This window comes from Glutamicibacter nicotianae (genome assembly GCF_006539525.1).
GTDB lineage: Bacteria > Actinomycetota > Actinomycetes > Actinomycetales > Micrococcaceae > Glutamicibacter > Glutamicibacter nicotianae.
In genome coordinates this window covers 1-20,537 of sequence record NZ_BJNE01000028.1, presented here as the reverse complement: position 1 = coordinate 20,537, position 20,537 = coordinate 1, and the positions used below count along the sequence as shown (strand labels likewise).

Sequence of the window (20,537 nt, the reverse complement as noted above, 5' to 3'; positions counted from 1 at the left end):
TAGTTTTACCCACATTACTCGGTTTTCAACTCTGCGGTTCAAGCTTCGGTGCGAATTCGACGACTATTCCGTTTCTTGGCTGAATCCGTGGATTTTATGCCCGCCAAAGCCCGTATTTCCGTACGCAATAAACACTTTGGGGCGATTTCAAGCAACGGACTTCCACCGAGCACAGACGCGTTGCACACGGCATGGTCCTCGGGCAGGTACCCGGCGACGTCGTGGGTCGGACCGAACCTGTCCCACGCTTCGATCAACCTGCGTTTCGGGTTGCGTCCGGTGCTGCTGGAACCCACCCGATTGAAGACTATTCTCGGCTTCAGTCCGGGCAGCGCTTCGTCAAGTTCGTCGATGGCCCGAAGCGCACGCGGAATTCCCAGGCTGTCGGCGCGCACGATCATGAACAGCTCATCGGAGCACTGCAGCATCTCCACCGTGACAGCGTTGCGCTGTGGTGCTTGAGTATCGAAACTGAGCTGTTCGTCGAGTTCAATATACGGAGCCAAATCCAGTACGACATAGTCGTAGTGGACCTTGAGCAGCATCGCAGCTCGACGCAGCGCCGAGGCACGGACTTCGGGCCACCGGCTGGCACGTGGAATTCCGGTAGCCACGCGCATGGTCGCCTCCCCGACCTGGACCAGGGAACATGCGGCGTCGAGCCGGGCCACATCCGAAGTACCGACGTCGATGGCGCGGCATAACTGCGCGATTGAAGCCGACTCGTCCATGAGCCCCAATTGAATGGCGATGCTGGCGGCATAGGTGTCGGCGTCAAGAAGCACCACGGTTTTTCCTGCTCCTGCAACTTCCACTGCGTAGTTCAGTGCTACGGTGCTGCGCCCGGGAGACCCTGGGGCGCTCCAGAAGCTGACTATTCGGCCGCTTTGCCCGTTGCCATCGTCCTCCGGCTCGAATCCGCCGAGCGCGGCGTCGGCTCCGGCATGAGTCAGGGACTGAACGGCGGTTCTGATGCGTCCTTCGAGCTCGGCCATGGCTGAAGCGGACGGCAAATGCAGAACGTCTGGCAAAGGCTGCCAGTTTTCAGGCCGGTCAAAGAGCAGGACCACTGCTGTCTGCTGCAGCAAGAGCGCATCGAGTTGTTCCATGGGTGGCACCAGCTGGGCGTCCGCGATGATCAGCGCGTCAGCCATTCCGGTATCGCAGGCAGCGATGGCTTCAGCGATATCGGCGCAAGCCCGGGTGACCATCAGTTCGCCACGGTAGCCTTCTATTTGCCGGACGATTTTCTCCTGGTCGCCGAGCACCACGACCGAGATGCTCATTGCGCGGTTCCTGCCGGGTTGTAGACGACGATGATTCTCGATTCGTTGGCCAGCGCCTGGAGCAGCGGTTCGAGTTGGTTAGGTTCGACCAGCAGTTCCAGGTTGGTGCCATGGGTTCCCACCAGTCCCCCGCCGCTCTCAACGCGTGCAGCGACTTCGACCATGGACGAAAGCTTTTCCGGGATTCCGTAGGTGTTGCCGCTGCTTTCACGCTTGGCAATCCAGACGTCGACGAAGCTGCCTGGCGTGATCGAAGAAGAGAGGTCTGCCGGGAGTTCGACATTGACCGGCCTGCGCGATCCGAGGTCGCTGTGCGTAATTGAGGTGACAGGTATCAATTGCCCAGCGCTGATAAAGGTATTCGCGCGGGCTTCCTCGCCGAGCTCCGCATTTGTGTGCAGATAGTTTTCAAGCGTTCCGCCAAGCTGGACTTCTTGAGTTTTCATGTTCTCGCTTGTCAGTTTCTCGCCAAGGGTGATATTCGTGCTGGCCACATACACCGTCGAGGTCTGATGCAATTCACCGACCAAGTACACGGTTCCTGCAACCGACGCGACCACGAGCACGGCACCGAGTGCTAAGCGCGGGTCCTTCCAGCTGGGCCGTCGCACACGTGATGCAGTGTTTGTCCGCGCGTCCTGGGCGATCTGTTCTGTGATCAAGGCATTGACCTTCCGCCAGCATGGGTGCTTATGGATGGTGAGCCTACGACAAGTTGGGCCTGCTGGAAAGACCTCTAGCGCACTTGTGGATTACGAGAGGTTGACCGCTTCGACCCATCCGATGGCATCGAGTGGTATCAGCAATTGCGATGAGGCTTGCTTCGCTCTGGCGAATTCATCGCGAGGATGCACCAGAATTACCAGGAAATCCCTGGCTACCTGCGTCAGCGTTCCTTCAGCCAATGAGCCTCCCGCGCGGCTAAAAACGTGGCATCGAGCTCGATCCCGAAGCATCCCACGCAGAACGGTGGAAAACTTCACCGCGCTGCCAGGTGCGCGTTGTCCCGCAGCAGTGACGCGCCCCTGCGGAAGCGAGAAGGATTCTACTGCGGCACTGCGGACGACCCACTGCGCCTGCTCTGTTTCAAGGCAGATATAATCTGCGGCGCATGGACCGAGCTTTGCGCGAAGCTCCGTTCCCCCGGCCAGTCTGAGGCACAATTCACGTCCATGGAACCGCATCAGTGTGGGCAAAAGTTCTGCAGTCGCCCGTTCGGCCCTGACGTTTTCGGCAATTTCGTCGCGCAACTGCGCTCGGCTCTGTTCAGCTAGCTGAGCCTCCAAGTCATCGAACAGCGAATCCCACCGCATGCGCCAACTGTACGAGACTAAACATTTTTGCGTAACCCTATTCACAAAACTATCTCTAAGTGCAACTATAAATATCAAACATCATCAAATGACATCAAATCTCATTCAAGGAGATGGTTTAGATGTCTCGCCAGCGACGAAAATTCATGCTGCTGCTCTTCTCGGCAGCATCAATGGTCATTATCTACGTGGGAATCCAGTGGATCACCGGCTACGTCCAATCCGTGGGCGACCAGCGCACCACAGTTGACTACATCAGGCTTCTCGTCAGCTTTTCGTTCCTCACCCTGCTCGCGCTGTACCTGCTGCGGATGGCCTTGGCCCAGCTGATCCGCTGGGCGTTCACCCACAAGAAACTGAAATTGACGCGGTTCTTCCAGCGATTCGCACCCAGACTGAGCAAGAGGATCCTCGGCTCAATGCTTGGAACCTCAATTGCTTTCTCCTCGGTTGCCGTTGCCTATGCGGGCGAGCCCCTGCCAGCTTCGCTGGCACAGTCCCCGGCGAGCGACAGAGCCAACCACGAGCTGGCCAGCTATCCGGTCCGCCAGCAGACCTCGGTACCCAGCCCGCAGTGGTTCCCCGAAGCCATGAGCGTTCCGCTGAGCCCGCTCGTATCCCCAGGCACGAACCATCCTCGCCAACGCGCGGTGCAGCGCAACGAAGTGGTGGTCGCCGAAGGGCAGAACCTGTGGAGCATTGCCGCTGAGCATCTGGGAGCGCAGGCCACCGTGGAAGAGATTTCCGCTTATTGGCCCAAGATCTACCAGCACAACAAAAAGACCATCGGCGCCGACCCTGACCTGCTGCGCATCGGCACAGTGCTTGAACTGCCGCCAGCGAGCTAGCCCCCATCACGACCATCACCCGAACCCACTGAGGAGTCATCATGAGCACCATAGCCATCAGCCCGCGTAGCGCCAACACCAGCTACTACAATCCAGACGTCTACGCTGCCAATCACACCGAGCCGATCCCGGCGCAAACCGTTCCGGAAACCGCCCCATGCCAAGCGCCGGCGCACCTGCGTCGAGCCTTGGACAATATCTTCCACCGCTCGGCCGTTTACCGTACCGAGCACCGGGCGATCATAGAAATTTCCCACGCCGTAGCCCGTGCAGTCTTCGAAATCGTGGCCGGTTATCGTACCGTCAATCAGCTGGCATTCGTGATGGAGCCTTCGTGCATCGCCAAGCTCCGGCGACGTGCCCTGCTGGAAACAGCGAGCTACACGCTCGAACCGCTGCCGGGCACAGCGCACGGCCAGATCATCTCCTTGCACCTGGATCGCTGCTTGTCGGGCTCTTGGGAATGCACAGTTATCCTGGGATTTAAATACCGCGTCCGTGCCGTGGCCCTGAAAATTGAGCCTTGGCACGGACGGTGGCAGGTGACGGATATGGAGCTGATCTAGCTGCGCTTCGCCTTCTTGTTCTTGGTCTTCTTCTTGCTCGAAGAAGCCTGGGCGCGGGTGGTGCTGGCTTCACCATCTTCATCCGGTCCGGTGAACTGCAGGTTCTTCGGCTTCGCTGATTCGTCGATCACCGGTGCGGCGGCCGCCTCGGCGCCGGTGGGGATCTCCAAATTGAAGAGCGTGCCGATGCTTTCCTCGCGGATGCCTTCCATCATGGTCTGGAACATGGTGTAGCCCTCGCGCTGGTACTCGACCAGAGGGTCGCGCTGGGCCATGGCACGCAGGCCGATGCCTTCCTTGAGGTAATCCATCTCGTACAGGTGCTCCTGCCACTTGCGGCCAATGGTGGAGAGCACGACACGGCGTTCCAGGTCACGCATGGTGGAGGAACCTACCAGCTTCTCGCGCTCTTCGTACTGGTACTGGGCATCCGAGAGGATCTCGCGTTCCAGGAACTGCGCGGACAGGTGCCCCACGCCTCCAGCCTCTTCGATGACTTCATCCATGGTGATGCCAATCGGGTACAACTGCTTGAGGTTGGTCCACAGCTGCTTGAGCTCCCACTCGTCCGGGTCGCCAACCTGGGTTGCTTCCAGGACCATGGCCTTGACGACATCCTCGAGGAAATGGCCGACCTTTTCTTCGAGGTCCCCGCCTTCCAGGATGGAACGGCGGTCAGCGTAGATCGCTTCGCGCTGGCGGTTCATCACGTCATCGTACTTCAGCACGTTCTTGCGCTGCTCGGCATTGACGCCTTCCACCTGGGCCTGGGCGGATTCGATGGCACGGGACACCATCTTGGATTCCAGCGCCACATCATCTGGCATGGACGGGTTGTTCATGATGCGTTCGGCCATGCCGGAGTTGAACCTGCGCATCAGGTCATCGGTCATCGACAGGTAGAAGCGCGATTCGCCCGGGTCGCCCTGGCGACCGGAACGGCCGCGAAGCTGGTTGTCGATGCGGCGTGATTCGTGGCGCTCGGTGCCCAGCACATACAGGCCGCCAAGCTCCGCAACTTCCTTCGCCTCCTTGGCAACTGTTTCCTTGGCCTTGGCAAAGACCTCGTCCCAGAGCTTGTTGTACTCCTCCGGGTTGTTCTCGGCATCCAGGCCGCGGCGTTCCATCTCGGCCACGGCAAGGAATTCCGCGTTGCCGCCGAGCATGATGTCGGTACCGCGGCCGGCCATGTTGGTGGAAACGGTGACAGCGTTCTTGCGGCCGGCCATCGCGACGACTGCAGCTTCGCGAGCGTGCTGCTTGGCATTGAGCACCTCGTGGCGGATGCCCTTCTTGGACAGCAGGCGCGAGAGGTATTCGCTCTTCTCGACGCTGGTGGTGCCCACCAGGATCGGCTGCCCGGTAGCATGGCGCGCGGCGATGTCCTCGACCACAGCGTTGAACTTGGAGACTTCATTCTTGTAGATGTAGTCCGACTGGTCCATGCGGATAGCAGGCTTATTGGTAGGAATTTCCACCACGCCGAGCTTGTATGTGCTCATGAATTCAGCGGCCTCGGTCTGCGCCGTGCCGGTCATCCCGGAGATCTTCTCGTACATGCGGAAGTAATTCTGCAAGGTCACGGTGGCCAAGGTCTGGTTCTCGGCCTTGATCTCAACGCTTTCCTTGGCCTCGATTGCCTGGTGCATGCCCTCGGAGTAGCGGCGGCCCTGCAGCGCGCGGCCGGTGTGCTCGTCGACGATCATGACTTCGCCGTTGACCACGACGTAGTCCTTGTCCTTCTTGAACAGTTCCTTGGCCTTGATGGCGTTGTTCAAGAAGCCGATCAGCGGGGTGTTGTTGGCTTCATAGAGGTTGTCGATGCCGAGGTAGTCCTCGACCTTTTCGATGCCCGTCTCCAGCACGCCGATGGTGCGCTTCTTCTCGTCGACCTCGTAATCGTCTTCGCGCTTCAGGCGCGAAACGATCTTGGAGAATTCGGTGTACCAGCGGTTCACGTCGCCCGAGGCCTGACCGGAAATGATCAGCGGCGTACGGGCCTCGTCGATGAGGATGGAGTCGACCTCGTCGACGATGACGAAGTGGTGGCCGCGCTGGACCAGCTCGTCCTTGCTCCACGCCATGTTGTCGCGCAGGTAGTCGAAGCCGAATTCATTGTTCGTGCCGTAGGTGATATCGGCTTCATACTGCTTGCGGCGCTCGGCAGGCTTCTGGTTCGAAAGGATGCAGCCGCAGCTCAAGCCGAGGAAGCGGAAGACGCGGCCCATCAGATCCGACTGGTATTGGGCCAGGAAGTCGTTGGTGGTCACCACGTGCACGCCCTTGCCGGTCAAGGCGTTCAGGTAGGCCGGTGCGGTCGCTACCAGGGTCTTGCCTTCGCCGGTGCGCATTTCCGCAATGTTTCCCATGTGCAGGGCGGCGCCGCCCATGAGCTGGACATCGAAGTGGCGCATGCCAAGGACACGGTCCGAGGCCTCGCGGACCACTGCAAAAGCTTCTGGGAGCAGGTCATCCAACGTCTCGCCGTTAGCCAAACGTTCGCGGAACTTGTCGGTTTCACCCTTGAGCTCTTCGTCCGAAAGTTCGCGAATTTCGACTTCCAACGTATTGATCGTGTCGGCGTACTTACGAAGAGTCTTCAAGGTCTTCTTGTCGCCGGTACGCAAAATACGTTCTAGCAATGATGCCACGTGGTAGCTCCCAATATCTCAAGCACAGTAATTTCTGGCGTCTTCAGTCTACGTGAGGAAAACAGCGCATTTGTCTATTTCAATCCCGTTTGCACTGTTCTTATAGCGAACGGCGATCCGGGCAACAGGCCTTTCACAGCCCGATTTTCACTTCTCCAAGATCCAGCCAGCGCGCTAGTCGATCCAGCTCGGCTCGCAATTCAGGTTCGATGCCGGCATCGATGCCCGGTTCGTAGTGCACCTGCTTAGCATGCAGCACCGACTTGGCCCGGTCGGCTTTCAGATCCACTCGACCCACGAATTCTTCGCCGTAGAGCATCGGGAAGACGTAGTAGCCATAGCGGCGCAGCTTTTCCGGCACATAGATTTCGATACGGTACTCGAACCCGAAGAACATTTCCAGCCGGCGGCGGTTGAAAACCATCGAGTCGAAAGGCGAGAGCAAACGCAGGTCGTGATCGACCTTGCGCGGGATCTTGGTCCCGGCCTGCAGATAGCAGGGCTCGGAGATGCCGGTAACGGCCACTTCTTCGACGTGCCCGTCGTGCGCTTGCCGCGCGAGCTCTTCCTTGGCAGCGCGCATGGGTAGCCGGAAGTATTCTGCGACGCAGTGAGCGGTGGCAATCCCCAGGGCATCCATGGCGCGGGCGACCAAACGGGCGAGGGCTTCCTGCCGGTGCGGCGTATCAACTTCTCCTTGCTCGCCAACGACATCCGCCGCCAGTGCGTAACGGCGTTCGAACTGGGAGTTGCGTCCCAGCGAGAGGATCTTGGCCTGGGCGAAAAGCGATTCGGTGACGAACTTGGTGTCATTCCAGTTCCATCCCCAATGCGATTTTTCCTGGACCGGGGCGACATCCAGCGCGCGGCTGATTTGCCGTGCGCTGGAGCCGGGATTCTCGGACAAATAGTCAAGGACGCGATCCGAGAGCTCCAGCTGTTCTGCGGAGAACCCGTCCGATCGGTCTACCCAGGTACGGCGCTGCCATACGCGCAGGTCTTGAATCAGCTCGGAACTGACCACCGAAGCCTCATGGGCCCAATACTCGGTGATCGGGCTGCGCGGCTTGGCCAACAGCTGATCCAGGATGCCGGTGTCATAAGAGCCGAGCCGGGCGAACATCGGCATGTAGTGGGCCCGGCGAACCACGTTCACCGAGTCAATCTGCAATTGCGCAATGCCACTAATGGCAGTGGCGATTTTCCGTGCGGTGACAGCTTGTTCTTTCCTGCCTTTGGACAGGCCTTGGGCGGCCAACGCGACTCTCCGTGCCTGTGAGAGGCTGAGGTTGCGTTGGCCGCCCATGCTAGTTGCAGTTGCGATGACTAGCCTTCGGCAGCCAGTGCTTTATCACGATAGCCACGAGTTTCCTTGGTGGCTTCTTCGTTGGCGTTCAGCGATGGGTCCAGGGTGATGACACCGTACTGGTACTGGGTACGGCCATAGACCACAGCGTGCTCACCGGTGGCCTCGTCGATGAACAAGTAGAACGGGTGGCCGACCAATTCCATGCGATCCACAGCGTCATCCACGCTCATCACTTCAGCCGGGAAGGACTTGCGGCGGATGACCACTGGCGAGTACTCGGCGTTGGCCTCTGCTTCGGCAGCTTCCGCGGCCTTCTGGGCTTCAATGGTTTCTTCAACCAGCGTCTTGCCGCTGGATGCAGTTGGCAGGCTGCCGGTTGCCTGGTGGACAGCTACAGGAGTGTGGTTGCCACGGTGGACCTTGCGCTTGTCACGGGCCTTGCGCAGGCGTTCAAGCAGTTTGGCGAACGCGATGTCGAAAGCCGCGAACTTGTCTGCACCACGAGCCTCGGCTCGAATTGCTGGACCACGGCCAACAACGGTCAACTCAACGGACAGTGCAGTGCTCTGATCACGAGCATGTGCTTCTTTGAGGACCTTGACGTCGATGCGCTGCACTTTCGTGGCCAGCTGGTCGACCTTGGTGATTTTCTCATCAACATACTCACGGAAACGATCCGAAATGGTGATGTTTCGTCCGCTGTAGTTCAGCTCCATGGTGTCCTCCAATAGAGAGTCGGGTGACACAACAGTCCGAAAGATCCATCCTTCCGGACTGAAGATGGGCTTTTCGCTGCATCTGTGATGCAACCCATACTTCACCTTATGCCACCGTGGCCAAGATTCAAGTATCCAGGCCCACAAATTCCGATCGCGTTTAGCGTAATCACTGTTCAGGGCCGGTATTGGGCGGTTTCGTCAATGCCAGAACGACGGCGCAGGTGACGTCATATCCTGCCTCATGGCAGGCCATGGCCGCGTGCCGCAAGGTAGAACCGGTGGTGAGCACGTCGTCGACCAGGATAACCGGCTGGCCTATGGTGCTGGCACGCTCGGCAACGAAGTGGGTTTGGCCGCCGCGCCGGTCTGAGCCGCTCTTGGTTTTCTGCGCACCTCCCAGCGCGGAACCCAGACGGTAGTGAAGCAGCGAACGGCACTGGAGAGCTGCCGAGAGCAGCCCCCGAGCTTGTCCGTGCTCCAGCATGGTCATCACCGGCGAGTATCCTCGCTGCGCCATGGCTTTGAGGGAACTGGGCACCGGCACCACCAGAGTAGGAAGGTTCCGACGTTGCGGGATGCACCCCGCGTTCAGCGCGGCAGCCAGATACGGGGCGAAGACGGCGCCCAGGAAGTAGCGCTGCTTGTTCTTGTAGGCCAGTAATCCGCGAGCCAGCGCCTTGCCGTAGGTGCCGCAAGACGTCACTGGGAGCTGCAGCCCGAGCGCCGGAAGCTCGACGTAGAGATGCTGGTTGTCGGGCAATGGCGGCAGGCTCAGCTGGCGTTGGATCTCGCTGCGGCATTCGGGGCAAAGCCGAAAATCTGCTCGGCCGCAGACCGCGCAACTGGCGGGCAGCAGGAAGTTGGCAAGTTCCCTGGTGCCGAATCCCAGCCAGCGCAGGGATCGGCTGCAGCACAGCTCATCAAGGAAGCGCAAATACTCCTGGGGAATCTCCATGCGGCCAGAATGGCGGATGATCCGACTGGGCCGGACTAGCCGCCGGCGAACTGTGGAACCGGCCCCGGCTTAACCTGGATAGGCGACATCCTGGGCGAAATCGTCAAGCTCATGCCATGAGTTTCCGACCCGGGTATACAGTTTTTCATTGGTCTCGGCATATACCTCGCGCCGGTTGCCGACCCCGGTAGCGATGCCGACCATGCCCAGCAGCAGCTGCAGGTGCTCGCTGCCGCCTTCAAAGGTAATCTGGGCCGCTTCAACGGCTTCGTCATCACCGAGCTCGGCAACGATGATGGAGCTGTCGGAATCCCATAATGCGGTGTTAACCGGTACTTCTGGGTAGATCTTCATTGGCGAATCCGTGAGCCCGCGTGGAACGCCTTCAGCATCTCGAATCACTCCGGCGACGTAGACCGAAGTGCTGTTGCCCTCGGTGGCCACGATCAGGGCCCGCGCGCCGTCGCGGGAAATCCGCAGTGAATCGATCTGGGCGCCTTCCAGCCAGGCCACGTCGATGGGACGGGCCTCGCCCTTCATTTCGGTGTCGGCAGGGACCGCCCTGATCGGTGTGGATGCCCCGTTATCCGCGGTCCAGGTCCAGCCGGCCAGATCCATTGACGGCTGGATCAGCTCCTGGCCTTCAAGCGAAAGCCGCAGCTGGCCGCTGTCGTCGATGCCCCACAGCTGGGTGCGGCGGCCATTGAGGAAGGCATAGCGATTGCCGACCGGGGACATGGCCGGGTCGCGCGGGTCGTAGCCGGAAATATCCGGCACCCCGCCCACCGGGATGATCGACAGCCCCTTGACGTAGACCAGGTACTGGTCCGAAATGCCGATCAATGTATCCTGCGTGCTGGGGTTGACCTTCGCCGGCTCGATATTCGTGTCCTCGGTGGACAGGTTGACTTCGTTTTCCTCGCGAAGCAGCTTGACCGAGTCCACCGAGGCAAGGCCGGTCAGCGTGGTTTCCAGCTGCTGGCGCATCAGCAGGATGCTCCGGTCGGTGGCTTCCGCGAAGGTATTGGAATTCAAGTCGATGGTGGCTTCGCCATCGCGCACCGGCACCGCGGAACGCACCAGCTCGCTGGCCGTTGAAAAAGCGGAGATGACGGCATTTTGCAGGTACGGCGCCGGGCCGTCCAGCAAGGCCTCCACCATCGAGGTGGTGGTGCCCGAACCCGAGGTGAACCAGCGGATGTCGGGTACCAGGTAGGCGAAGCTCGAGTCGTAGAAGTACAGGGTCTGCGCCGCGAAGATCTTGGTGAACGTCGAGGCTTCGAGCATCGTGCCGTCCGGAGCCTTGGTGATGCGCCATTCATTGTCCACCTTGGCGACCTCGATATCCACGGCGCGGGTGGAATGATCCGGGTAGTTGGTGCGCACGCCATGCTCATCGACTTCGCCGGTGATTTCGAGCTGAACCGTGTACTGGTTCGCATCCGCGCCGTTGACCACGTTGAAGGCATCGTAGATCAGCGTCTGCGTGTCGCCACGCCAGGTGTTGCTCAGCTGCGCGTCCATGAATTCGCGGGCGACCGCGTAGTCCTCGGATACCGAGCGGCCTGCCTCGACGAAACCTTCGACGATGGCCCGCGCGTCAGCACCTGCTGCAGGCCCCTCCGCCGCGTAGCTGTAGCTTTCGGCGCCGCTGGCATCGGTCTCGGCCTCGATCTGCTGGACAGTGGAAGTCCTGGGAATCGAAGCGCAGCCCGAGAGCGCGAGCGCCGCTGAGAGAATGATGGCGAGGCTGGAAAAGATTCTCTTCCTCATCAGTTCTCCCCTTCCTTCTTCTGTTCGCTGCTGCCCAGGGTCGGATCGGTGACATCATCATGCAGCTGTTCCTCATCCATATCCGGATCGAGAACCAGCGGGGTATACCCGATCTTCGGCACCTCGCCGGTCAGCGGGAAGCTGTCCCCCAGTATGACGCTAGCCAGGCTCTCCGGAACTGGCGGTTCCAATGGAAGCGGCGACGACACGATTTCCAGGCCTTCGCTGCACGGCAAGGTCAGGCGGAACACCGATCCGATGCCCGGCTTGCCCCATGCTTCCAGCCGGCCGTCGTGCAACCGGGTGTCTTCCATGGAGATGGACAGGCCGAGGCCGGAGCCTCCGGTCGTCCGTGCACGGGCGGGGTCGGCACGCCAGAATCGGTCGAAGACATGGTTGCATGCTTCCTCGGTCATGCCGATGCCGTAGTCCCGCACGGTGACCGCTACCGCGTTCTGGTTGGATCCGATGGTGATGTCGATCGGCTTGCTTTCGCCATGCTCCACCGCGTTGAGCACCAGGTTGCGGATGACGCGCTCGACCCGGCGCGGATCAACCTCTGCGACGCAGCCTTCGCTCGGCGCGTTCAGGCGGATGAGCGAACCGTATTCATCGGCTACCGGGGTGGCGATGTCAATGACCTTGCGGGCAATGACGTTCAAGTCGGTGGATTCGCGGTCAAGCACCGCAACACCGGCATCGAAGCGGGATACTTCCAGCAGGTCGTTGAGCAGGTGCTGGAAACGCTCGATTTGGTTGTACATCAGTTCAGCCGAGCGCGCGGTCAGCGGATCGAAGTCTTCGCGGGCATCGTGGATCACTTCGGCCGCCATGCGCACGGTGGTCAGCGGGGTGCGCAGTTCATGCGAGACGTCGGAGACGAAGCGCTGCTGCATGGCCGAGAGATTATTCAGCGCCGTGATCTGCTCTTGCAGCGAGTGCGCCATGTGGTTGAAGGCAGTACCCAATCGGGCCACCTCGTCCTTGCCTGCGACCTTCATTCGCCGGTCCAGATCACCGGAGGCAATCCTCTCCGAAACGTAGGCGGCATCGGCCACCGGGCGGACCACTGTGCGGGCCACCGACCACGCGACGAAGCCTACGACAGCCAGCAGGATGAGGCCGGTGAAAGCCATTGCGCGGTTGATGAATTCGAGGGTGTCCTGCACGCTGGACAGGTCATAGACCAGGTACAAACCGTATTCGCGGCCAGGCGGAATCAGGACTTTGGTGCCGACGATGAGTCCGGGCTTGGTTGCGTTATCGGCCCCCAGTTCAATGGAACGCCAATAGATGCCTTGCTCCCCTGCAACCCGCTCCGCGAGATCGCCGGGGATCACACGGGTGGTCAGCGAACCGGAAGCCATCGGACCGACATAAAGACTTTGGTCGCCGGCAATGGGCATCAGCACGAAATCGCGCACCACGGTTGCGCCATCGCCTTCCAGCGAAGCCAAGGTGGAATTCACCAGGGCCTGGGTGGAGGCGCGGTCGGTGGTGGATGCCGATTCAAGAATCGAGCGCGCCTGGGTCAAGCCGCGCTCGGATTCCTTGGATATCTGGTTGACGCGCTCCTCGTAGAGCGTGGACGCGATCTGGTTGGAGAGGAAGGCGCCTGCCGCAACCAGGGCCAAAGCGGTGAAAAGCAGCGTCGATATGACGGTGCGGAACAGCAGGTGGCGTTGCCAGCGCAGCTTGGCCGTGTGCCACGGGCGCTTGATCCACTGCTCGATATTGCTCCACCGCGCGGGCTTGGACTGCGAATGGACATGCACATCGACCGGAACCAACTCTGTACCGGCCGACGTGTGCGAACTCAACTTGCCGAACCAGCCTTGTATCCGACACCGCGAACGGTCTGGATGATCTGCGGCTTCTCTGGATCGATTTCAATCTTCGAGCGCAGGCGCTGCACGTGGACGTTCACCAGGCGGGTATCTGCCGCATGGCGGTAGCCCCAGACCGCTTCCAACAGCTGCTCGCGGCTGAAGACCTGCCAAGGCTTTCGGGCCATGGTCACCAGGAGATCGAATTCCAGCGGAGTCAGCGAAACAACATCGGATCCGCGGGTCACGCGGTGGCCGGCGACATCGATGGATACTTCGCCAACTTGCAAAGTCTCTGCGGCGTGGGTTTCGCTCGGACGCAGGCGTGCACGCACGCGGGCTACCAGTTCAGCTGGCTTGAAAGGCTTGGGCACGTAGTCGTCGGCACCGGATTCCAGGCCGCGGACCACGTCGGCAGTGTCCGACTTGGCGGTGAGCATTACGACGGGAACGTCGGATTCGGCACGGATCTGCTTGCAGACCTCGATGCCGTCGATGCCTGGCAGCATCAGGTCAAGGAGCACCAAGTCCGGATTGGCTTCGCGGAACGCTTCGAGAGCGCCGGAACCGTCGTAGCAGAACGAGGCATCGAAGCCATCGTTTTGCAGCACAATGCCAATCATTTCCGACAACGCTTCGTCATCGTCAACGACTAAAATCCGGGCCTTCATCCCATGTCCCCCTGAAACCGTAGGTCTGAGGTTTTCCGCCAACTGGCCAAACCGGGTAGATCCGCTACCCCACTATTCCTAAGATACATGATCAACTGCCCTTTTCCGCTGTGACCGGCAGGAATCAGGGCGTTGGCTAGGCATCGACGCGTGTCTGCTCCAACGCTTGGGCATAACTGGCCAGCCGCTGCAGGTTCTCGATGGCCTGGGCCGAGCTGCTGCGGGAGAAATCCCCGCGCGGCATCAGGGTCAGCGCCCAGAGCTGACCCAGTCCCAATCCCAGCTGGCGCCATGGACGCAGGATGGAGTTCACCGCCTCGACAACACCCGGGGCCCGTTCTGAAGGGGCCAGCACCTGCAAGAAGACGCGATCCCCGCCTTCGACCAGCCCGGCGACCCGTTCCCATTTGCGGTGCGTCAGGCCGGAAGGGTCGATGACCATCGCGCCGGCACCGGCCTGGTGCAGCAGATCGACCCGTTTAATCCAGTGCTCGTCCTGGGTTGGCAGGTTCAGCAGCGAGGCAACCCGCTGGCCTTGGGAATCGCCGCCGAGCACCTTGAGGAACTGCTCATAGGAGCTGCGCACTTCGGCGCGCGGAATCGAGCGCAGGGTCCGGTAGCCGCTGGCGGTGCTGATGGTGCCGTCAAGCACGTCGCCCAGCAGCGGCTCATCAAGCTGGATGGTGAAGTCGGCCAGCGAGGTGATGCGGGCCAGGCGGTCCAGCTGCTCGCGGGCTCCGTGGGCGTAGGACTCGATGACATCGCGCCGGGCCCCGTGATCGCTGATCACGCGCTCCCCGTTGGGCAGGTACAGGCTGGCGGCCAGGGTCCACGGTCCGAGCAGGGTGAGCTTTAGCCGCTGGGCAGGACGGGCTTCGGCGCCCAGAACATCGGCGAGCAGGTTCTCGTCGCTGCGCAGGATGCTGCGCGCCCGGCGGGCATCGATGCCGTCGCTGACGCCGATCCTCCAGCCATGCGGCTGCAAATCGAAGCCGAGGTCTGCCAGCAGCGCGGCGCTGCGGCCTACCGCGTCCGCACCGACACCGCGGTCGGGCAGCTGCGGGAAGACCGCGAGGTTGGGCTCGCCCAACTCGCCGCGCACCACTTCATGGATGGCCAGCGGGTCGGTGCCCGGGAACTGGCAGAAGGCAGTGGCGTGGACATCGTGGCGTTCAGCGACCTGCAGTTCTTGCTCAGGCATTGTTGTGCGAGTCTGAAATGTTCTGGTGGTGGCGGATGACTTCAGAAATCACGAAATTCAAGAACTTCTCAGCGAATTCCGGGTCAAGATGCGCTTCGTGGGCGAGGGTGCGCAGGCGCTCGATCTGCGCCTTCTCGCGATTCGGATCGCTGGGCGGCAGCTGGTGCTTGGCCTTGAGGATTCCGACGCGCTGGGTCGCCTTGAAGCGTTCGGCCAAGAGGAAGACCAGCTGGGCATCGAAGTTGTCGATGCTGCCGCGGATTGCGTACAGCTCTTCGAGGACTTCATTCTTCACCTCGCCCTGCAACGAGCTCGCGTGCGGGTCGAATGACTGGGTGGTCTCAGTGTTCTTCGGCTCGTTCATGGCACCAGTTTACGGGTTCACATGCCGGATTGCGCACAAGGTGACGTGCCCGGACACGGTGCCAATCCGTGTCCGGGGCATGCCCGTGGTTCCTTGATTGCCGATGGCTCAGGATCCGTTCAGCCGCTCGATCAGCTTGCGGCGCTGGGCTTGCTCGCGCGGGTCCGGCACCGGCAGCGAGGCAATGAGCCGCTGGGTGTACTCGTGCATCGGGTTGGCCAGCACCTTGGAGCCCAGCCCTTCTTCCAGCAGGCTGCCGCGGAACAGGACGCCCACCCAGGTCGCCAGCTGGTCGACCACTGCCAGGTCATGCGAGACGAACAGGGCGGCGAAGCCCAGTTCGGCCTGCAATTCGCGGAACAGCTCCAGCACCTTGGCCTGCACCGAAACGTCCAACGCGCTGGTTGGCTCATCGGCGATCAGCAGCTTCGGTTCCAGGGCCAGGGCGCGGGCCAGCGAGGCGCGCTGGCGCTGGCCGCCGGAGAGCTCGTGCGGGTACCGGTTCGCGAATCCGGCCGGCAGCTGCACCGACTCCAGCAGCTCGGCCACCTTGGCACGGGTCTGCGGCGGATTCAGGTCGCGGTGCACTGCCAGCGGCTCGGCAACGCATTCGCCCACGGTCAGATGCGGGTTGAAGCTCGCCGCTGGATCCTGGAACACGAATCCGATCTGCTCGCGCAGCGGCTTGAAGGTGCGTTCCTTGAACTGGGCCATTTCGTAGCCCAGCACCTTCAGCGAGCCGCCGGTGATGCGGTTGAGCCCGGCAATGCTGCGCCCGATGGTGGTCTTGCCCGATCCCGACTCGCCGACCAGGCCGTAGACCTCCCCGGCGTGGATCTTCAGGTCCACCTCGTTGACCGCGGTGAAGCCCGGAGCGCCGAGGCGACCGGGGAAATGCACTTTCAGGCCCGCCGCTTCCACCAGCACTTCAGCATCCTGGTGCGGGCGTTCGGCCAGCCCTTCCGAGGCGCTTTCGCGCCCCAGGTGCGGCACGGCGGCCAGCAGGGACTTGGTGTAGTCCTCCTGCGGGGCTTCGAAGAGCTGGATCACCGGTGCTTGCTCGACGATCTGCCCCTGGTTCATCACGATCACGCGGTCCGCGATATCGGCCACCACGCCCATATTGTGGGTGATGATGACAATCGCGGTGCCCAGCTCGTCACGCAAATCGCGCAGCAGCTGCAGGATTTCGGCCTGAACAGTGACATCCAATGCGGTGGTCGGCTCGTCGGCCACGATCAGCTCCGGCTTCAGGGCCAGCGCCGCGGCGATGACCACGCGCTGCTTCTGCCCGCCGGAGAACTGGTGCGGGTAGTAGTCCACGCGCTGCTCCGGATCCGGGATACCGACTTGGCGCATCGCCTCGATGGCGCGCGCCTTGGCTTCCTTCTTGGAGATCTTGTTGTGCGCACGGATGCCCTCCATGATCTGCCAGCCCACGGTGTACACCGGGTTCAGCGCGGTGGATGGCTCCTGGAAGACCATGGCCACATCCCGGCCGCGGGCTTCGCGCAGCTCGTGGCCGCGCAGGGTCAGCATGTTCTTGCCCTTGAGGTAGACGCCGCCGCGCGAGGCGCCGTTCTCGGCAAGGATGCCCAAGGCGGTGCGTGCGGTGACGGACTTCCCGGAACCGGATTCGCCCACGATAGCCAGGATCTCGCCGGTCTTGACCTGCAGGTCGACACCGCGCACCGCTGGCACGGCGCCCGCGTCGGTGACGAAATCGATGTTCAGATCCTCGACGCGCAGCACCTCCGGGGTGCCGGCGTTGGCCTCTGGATTGAGGACAGGACTATTGGTCATTTGCTTGCTCCTACCTGTCCGGACTGGGTGATGCGCTTGGCCTTCTTGCGGCTGAAGCGGCGCAGGCGCGGGTCATTGAGGTCATTCATGGACTCGCCCACCAGGGTCAGGCCCATGACGGTGAGCACGATGGCCAAGCCCGGGAACAGGCCGGTCCACCAGATGCCGCTGGTCGCATCGGACATTGCGCGGTTCAGGTCGTAGCCCCATTCCGACGCGCTGGTCGGCTCGATACCGAAGCCCAGGAAGCCCAAGCCGGCCAGGGTCAGCAGCGCCTCGGTCGCGTTGAGCGTGAAGATCAGCGGCAGGGTGCGGGTGGCGTTGCGCAGCAGGTGGGCGAACATCACCCGCCATGGGCTGGCACCGATCACCTGGGCGGATTCCACGAACGGCTCGGCCTTCAGGCGCATCACCTCGGCGCGGACCACGCGGAAGTATTGCGGGATGAACACCACGGTGATGGAAATGGCGGCCGCCATCACGCCGCCGAAGAGCGAAGACTGGCCCTGCGAGATCACGATGGACATCACGATGGCCAGCAGCAGGGACGGGAAGGCGTAGATCGCGTCGGACAGCACCACCGCGATGCGGTCGAACCAGCCGCCGAGGTAGCCGGAGACCAGCCCCAGCAGCACGCCGAGGAACAGGGACATGACCACGGCGGCCAGGATCACCCACATGGCCGTCTGCGCGCCGAAGAGGGTGCGCGAGAACACGTCGTAGCCGGTGGCGGTGGTGCCCCAGATGAATTTGCTGTCCGGGGCAGCCTGGCGCGGGAAGTCGCCCGAGGCGTCCGAGGACTGCGCGAAGTCGAAGGGCGCGATCAGCGGTGCGAACAAGGCGGTGATGATGAACAGCCCGGACAGTGTCAGGCCGGCAATCAGCATGCCGCGCTGCAGGCCCGAGGACATGCGCAGGTGGGAAATGACCGGGAGCCGGTCAAGCCAGGATTTGTTCGAGGCGGGCAGGGTTGCTGTGCTCATGATTAGTACCTGACTCTCGGGTCGATCAAGGCGGCCAGCACGTCGACAATGAAGTTGGTGACGGCGACGATGATGGCCAGCAGCACCACGATGCCCTGCACTGCCACGAAGTCGCGGGCGGTGAGGTATTCGGCAAGCTTGAAGCCAAGCCCCGACCATTCGAAGGTGGTCTCGGTGAGCACCGCGCCGCCGAGCAGCATGGCGATTTGCAGGCCCATGACGGTGATGATCGGGATCAATGCCGGGCGGTAGGCGTGCTTGGTGGTCAGCCGGTATTCGCTGACACCGCGCGAGCGGCCGGCTTCGACGTATTCACGGCCCAGCGTGCCAATCGCGTTGGTGCGCACCAGGCGCAGGAACACGCCGCCGGTGAGCAGGCCCAGCGCCAATGCCGGCAGGATCGCATGCTCGGTGACGTTGGCGAATGCTTCCATGTTGCCGCTGCGCAGCGCGTCCAGCCAGTAGATGCCGCTGGGGCTCTGCAATCCGGTGAGCTCGAGTTCGGTCTGCCAGTCGGCACGTCCGCTGATGGGCAGCCAGCCCAGCCACACGCCGAAAACCAGCTTGAGCAGCAGGCCGGCGAAGAAGACCGGGGTGGCGTAGGAGAGGATGGCCAGGATGCGCAGCACGGCATCGGGGTAGCGGTCGCGGAACTTTGCGGCGACCAGGCCCAGCGGGATGCCGACCAGCAGCGCGACGATTACCGCATTGATGGCCAGTTCCAAGGTGGCTGCGCCGTAGGTGGCCAGCACTTCGGTGACCGCGCGGTTATCGCTCATGGTGCGGCCCAGGTCTCCGGTGACGATCTGGCCCAGGTACTCGAAGTACTGGATCAGGATCGGCCGGTCATAGCCGGCTTCGTGGATGCGCTGGGCCAGCTGGTCCGGTGTGAGCCGTCCGCCCAGGGCCGCGGTGATCGGGTCGCCGGTCACGCGCATCAGGAAGAACACCACTGTGATGAGGATGAAGACAGTGGGAATGATCAGCAAGAATCGGGTAATCAGGTAGCGGAGGAATCCCCCGCCCTTCTGCTTTGCTGGTTTGGGTGTTGCTAGCGGGCTTGCTTCTTGGCCCGGTGGCGACGTGATAGTCATCGTCTGTCCTTTTGGTTCAGGATGCATGGCGATGCGCCGTGGAGAGTTGCCGTTGACGGCGCATGCCAAGGGGATCCACCGCGTGCGCCAATGCTGGCGCGTGGCGGATCCCCTCAGGTTTGCTGTCTGCGAGGCTGGAGCGGAATTACTTGCTCAGCACACCGAGACGGAACTTGAACGAAGCGTCCAGGGTCTTGTCGACGTCCTTGACGTCCTTGCCTGCAATGGCCACCTGGGCACCTTGCAGCAGCGGCAGCGTGGACAGATCCTCGGCGACCATTGTCTGCAGTTCTTCGATGGCCTTGGTGCGCTCGGCAGCGTCGGTCATGCCGCGCTGCTCGGAGATCAGCTTGTCGACCTCGGGATTGTCGTAGTTGTTCGACAGGAAGTTGTCCTTGGCGAAGAACGGCGACAGGTAGTTGTCGGCGTCCGAGTAGTCAGGGAACCAGCCCAGCTGGTAGGCAGGGTAATCCGAGACGCGCTGCTTCTGGTAGGTCACCCATTCGGTGGACTTCAGGTCGACGTCGAACAGGCCATCGGCTTCCAGTTGCTTCTCAACCAGTGCGTATTCGTCACCGGAGTTCGGGCCGTAGTGGTCCGGGTTGTACTGCAGTGCGAGCTTGACCGGAGTCTCGACGCCGGCATCCTCCAGAACCTTCTTGGCCTTGGCGGCATCCGGCTTTCCGTCGGTGCCGTACAGGTCCTTCAGCGGCTCAATCGCACCGGTGAAGCCCTGCGGCACGTAGGAGTAGGCCGGGGTGTAGGTGTCCTTGTAGACGTTCTTCGCGATGGCTTCGCGGTCCACGAGGTGCGCGGCGGCCTGGCGCACGGCCAGCGACTTCGCTTCATCAGCGTCATCGGTCTTGGCGCCGTACGGCATGGAATCGAAGTTGAAGACGATGTAGCGCAGCTCGCCGCCTGGTCCCTTGTGGACCACGAGGTTCTCATCGTTGCCCAGGTCCTCGATGTCGGTTGGAGTCAGCGAACGCCATGCGACGTCGATCTTGCCTTCCTGGACTTCGAGCTTCAGGTTGTTGGCGTCGGCGTAGTACTTGATCGCCGCCTTGTCATTGGCAGCTGGGCCCAGCACGCCCTGGTAGGACTCGTTGGCGCTGAACGAGATCAGGTTGTTCTTGTTGTACGAATCAATGACGTACTGGCCGCCGAAGGCCTTG

The 20,537-nt window shown here is 61.7% G+C and carries 18 protein-coding genes; 2 read left to right on the top strand and 16 right to left on the bottom strand.

Going from position 1 to position 20,537, the window contains the following annotated elements; all coding sequences use genetic code 11:
- Positions 1–38: 38 nt before the first annotated feature.
- The 3 genes from ANI01nite_RS16315 to ANI01nite_RS16305 all read right to left on the bottom strand — a co-directional run bounded on the left by ANI01nite_RS16315 (position 39) and on the right by ANI01nite_RS16305 (position 2,599).
- A complete protein-coding gene (locus ANI01nite_RS16315) occupies positions 39–1,286 on the bottom strand; it encodes a MinD/ParA family ATP-binding protein (protein ID WP_141359295.1) in 1,248 nt (415 codons plus the stop codon).
- Complete coding sequence (locus ANI01nite_RS16310; RefSeq protein WP_162989304.1) at positions 1,283–1,948, bottom strand: CpaB family protein; 666 nt, start codon at positions 1,946–1,948, stop codon at positions 1,283–1,285. Before ANI01nite_RS16310 ends, ANI01nite_RS16315 begins: the two co-directional genes overlap by 4 nt.
- A 90-nt stretch (positions 1,949–2,038) precedes the next feature.
- Entirely contained in the window at positions 2,039–2,599 is a 561-nt protein-coding gene (locus ANI01nite_RS16305) for a hypothetical protein (RefSeq protein ID WP_038990536.1), read from the bottom strand.
- Between the two features lie 122 nt (positions 2,600–2,721).
- Here ANI01nite_RS16305 and ANI01nite_RS16300 point away from each other — a divergent pair, with 122 nt between their 5' ends.
- Both ANI01nite_RS16300 and ANI01nite_RS16295 read left to right on the top strand, forming a co-directional pair.
- Complete coding sequence (locus ANI01nite_RS16300) at positions 2,722–3,447, top strand: LysM peptidoglycan-binding domain-containing protein (RefSeq protein WP_141359294.1); 726 nt, start codon at positions 2,722–2,724, stop codon at positions 3,445–3,447.
- A gap of 41 nt (positions 3,448–3,488) precedes the next feature.
- The gene (locus ANI01nite_RS16295; RefSeq protein WP_141359292.1) at positions 3,489–4,013 is read left to right on the top strand and encodes an Rv3235 family protein; all 525 of its coding nucleotides are present in this window, start codon (positions 3,489–3,491) and stop codon (positions 4,011–4,013) included.
- Here the strand turns inward: ANI01nite_RS16295 and secA are convergent.
- The 13 genes from secA to ANI01nite_RS16230 all read right to left on the bottom strand — a co-directional run.
- Positions 4,010–6,664: a preprotein translocase subunit SecA gene (secA, locus tag ANI01nite_RS16290; protein WP_141359290.1), complete on the bottom strand. Its 2,655-nt coding sequence runs from the start codon at positions 6,662–6,664 to the stop codon at positions 4,010–4,012. The genes ANI01nite_RS16295 and secA overlap by 4 nt on opposite strands.
- Positions 6,665–6,797: 133 nt before the next feature.
- Positions 6,798–7,970 (bottom strand): winged helix-turn-helix domain-containing protein, encoded by a 1,173-nt coding sequence (locus tag ANI01nite_RS16285; RefSeq protein WP_073706002.1) that lies wholly within the window; start codon positions 7,968–7,970, stop codon positions 6,798–6,800.
- A 20-nt stretch (positions 7,971–7,990) separates the two neighbouring features.
- The gene (gene hpf / locus ANI01nite_RS16280; RefSeq protein ID WP_038990704.1) at positions 7,991–8,689 is read right to left on the bottom strand and encodes a ribosome hibernation-promoting factor, HPF/YfiA family; all 699 of its coding nucleotides are present in this window, start codon (positions 8,687–8,689) and stop codon (positions 7,991–7,993) included.
- A 169-nt stretch (positions 8,690–8,858) separates the two neighbouring features.
- The gene (locus ANI01nite_RS16275) at positions 8,859–9,647 is read right to left on the bottom strand and encodes a ComF family protein (RefSeq protein ID WP_141359288.1); all 789 of its coding nucleotides are present in this window, start codon (positions 9,645–9,647) and stop codon (positions 8,859–8,861) included.
- A gap of 69 nt (positions 9,648–9,716) precedes the next feature.
- The gene (locus ANI01nite_RS16270; RefSeq protein WP_141359286.1) at positions 9,717–11,420 is read right to left on the bottom strand and encodes an LpqB family beta-propeller domain-containing protein; all 1,704 of its coding nucleotides are present in this window, start codon (positions 11,418–11,420) and stop codon (positions 9,717–9,719) included.
- A complete protein-coding gene (gene mtrB / locus ANI01nite_RS16265) occupies positions 11,420–13,240 on the bottom strand; it encodes an MtrAB system histidine kinase MtrB (RefSeq protein WP_141359284.1) in 1,821 nt (606 codons plus the stop codon). The genes ANI01nite_RS16270 and mtrB overlap by 1 nt, the downstream gene beginning before the upstream one ends.
- Complete coding sequence (gene mtrA, locus ANI01nite_RS16260) at positions 13,237–13,917, bottom strand: MtrAB system response regulator MtrA (protein WP_038990547.1); 681 nt, start codon at positions 13,915–13,917, stop codon at positions 13,237–13,239. Before mtrA ends, mtrB begins: the two co-directional genes overlap by 4 nt.
- Before the next feature lie 136 nt (positions 13,918–14,053).
- On the bottom strand, positions 14,054–15,118 hold the full coding sequence (locus ANI01nite_RS16255; protein WP_141359282.1) for a uroporphyrinogen decarboxylase/cobalamine-independent methonine synthase family protein: 1,065 nt from the start codon (positions 15,116–15,118) through the stop codon (positions 14,054–14,056).
- Positions 15,111–15,482 carry a chorismate mutase gene (locus ANI01nite_RS16250; protein ID WP_141359280.1) on the bottom strand — a complete coding sequence of 124 codons (372 nt, stop codon included), beginning with the start codon at positions 15,480–15,482 and terminating at the stop codon, positions 15,111–15,113. Before ANI01nite_RS16250 ends, ANI01nite_RS16255 begins: the two co-directional genes overlap by 8 nt.
- Before the next feature lie 108 nt (positions 15,483–15,590).
- Positions 15,591–17,285, bottom strand: coding sequence for a dipeptide ABC transporter ATP-binding protein (locus ANI01nite_RS16245; protein WP_141359278.1), 1,695 nt, complete (start codon positions 17,283–17,285; stop codon positions 15,591–15,593).
- Positions 17,282–18,268: an ABC transporter permease gene (locus ANI01nite_RS16240; RefSeq protein ID WP_141359276.1), complete on the bottom strand. Its 987-nt coding sequence runs from the start codon at positions 18,266–18,268 to the stop codon at positions 17,282–17,284. Before ANI01nite_RS16240 ends, ANI01nite_RS16245 begins: the two co-directional genes overlap by 4 nt.
- A gap of 2 nt (positions 18,269–18,270) precedes the next feature.
- The gene (locus tag ANI01nite_RS16235) at positions 18,271–19,362 is read right to left on the bottom strand and encodes an ABC transporter permease (protein WP_066144207.1); all 1,092 of its coding nucleotides are present in this window, start codon (positions 19,360–19,362) and stop codon (positions 18,271–18,273) included.
- Positions 19,363–19,507: 145 nt separating this feature from the next.
- The coding region (locus tag ANI01nite_RS16230; RefSeq protein WP_255314579.1) for an ABC transporter substrate-binding protein at positions 19,508–20,537 on the bottom strand (1,030 nt) is incomplete at its 5' end.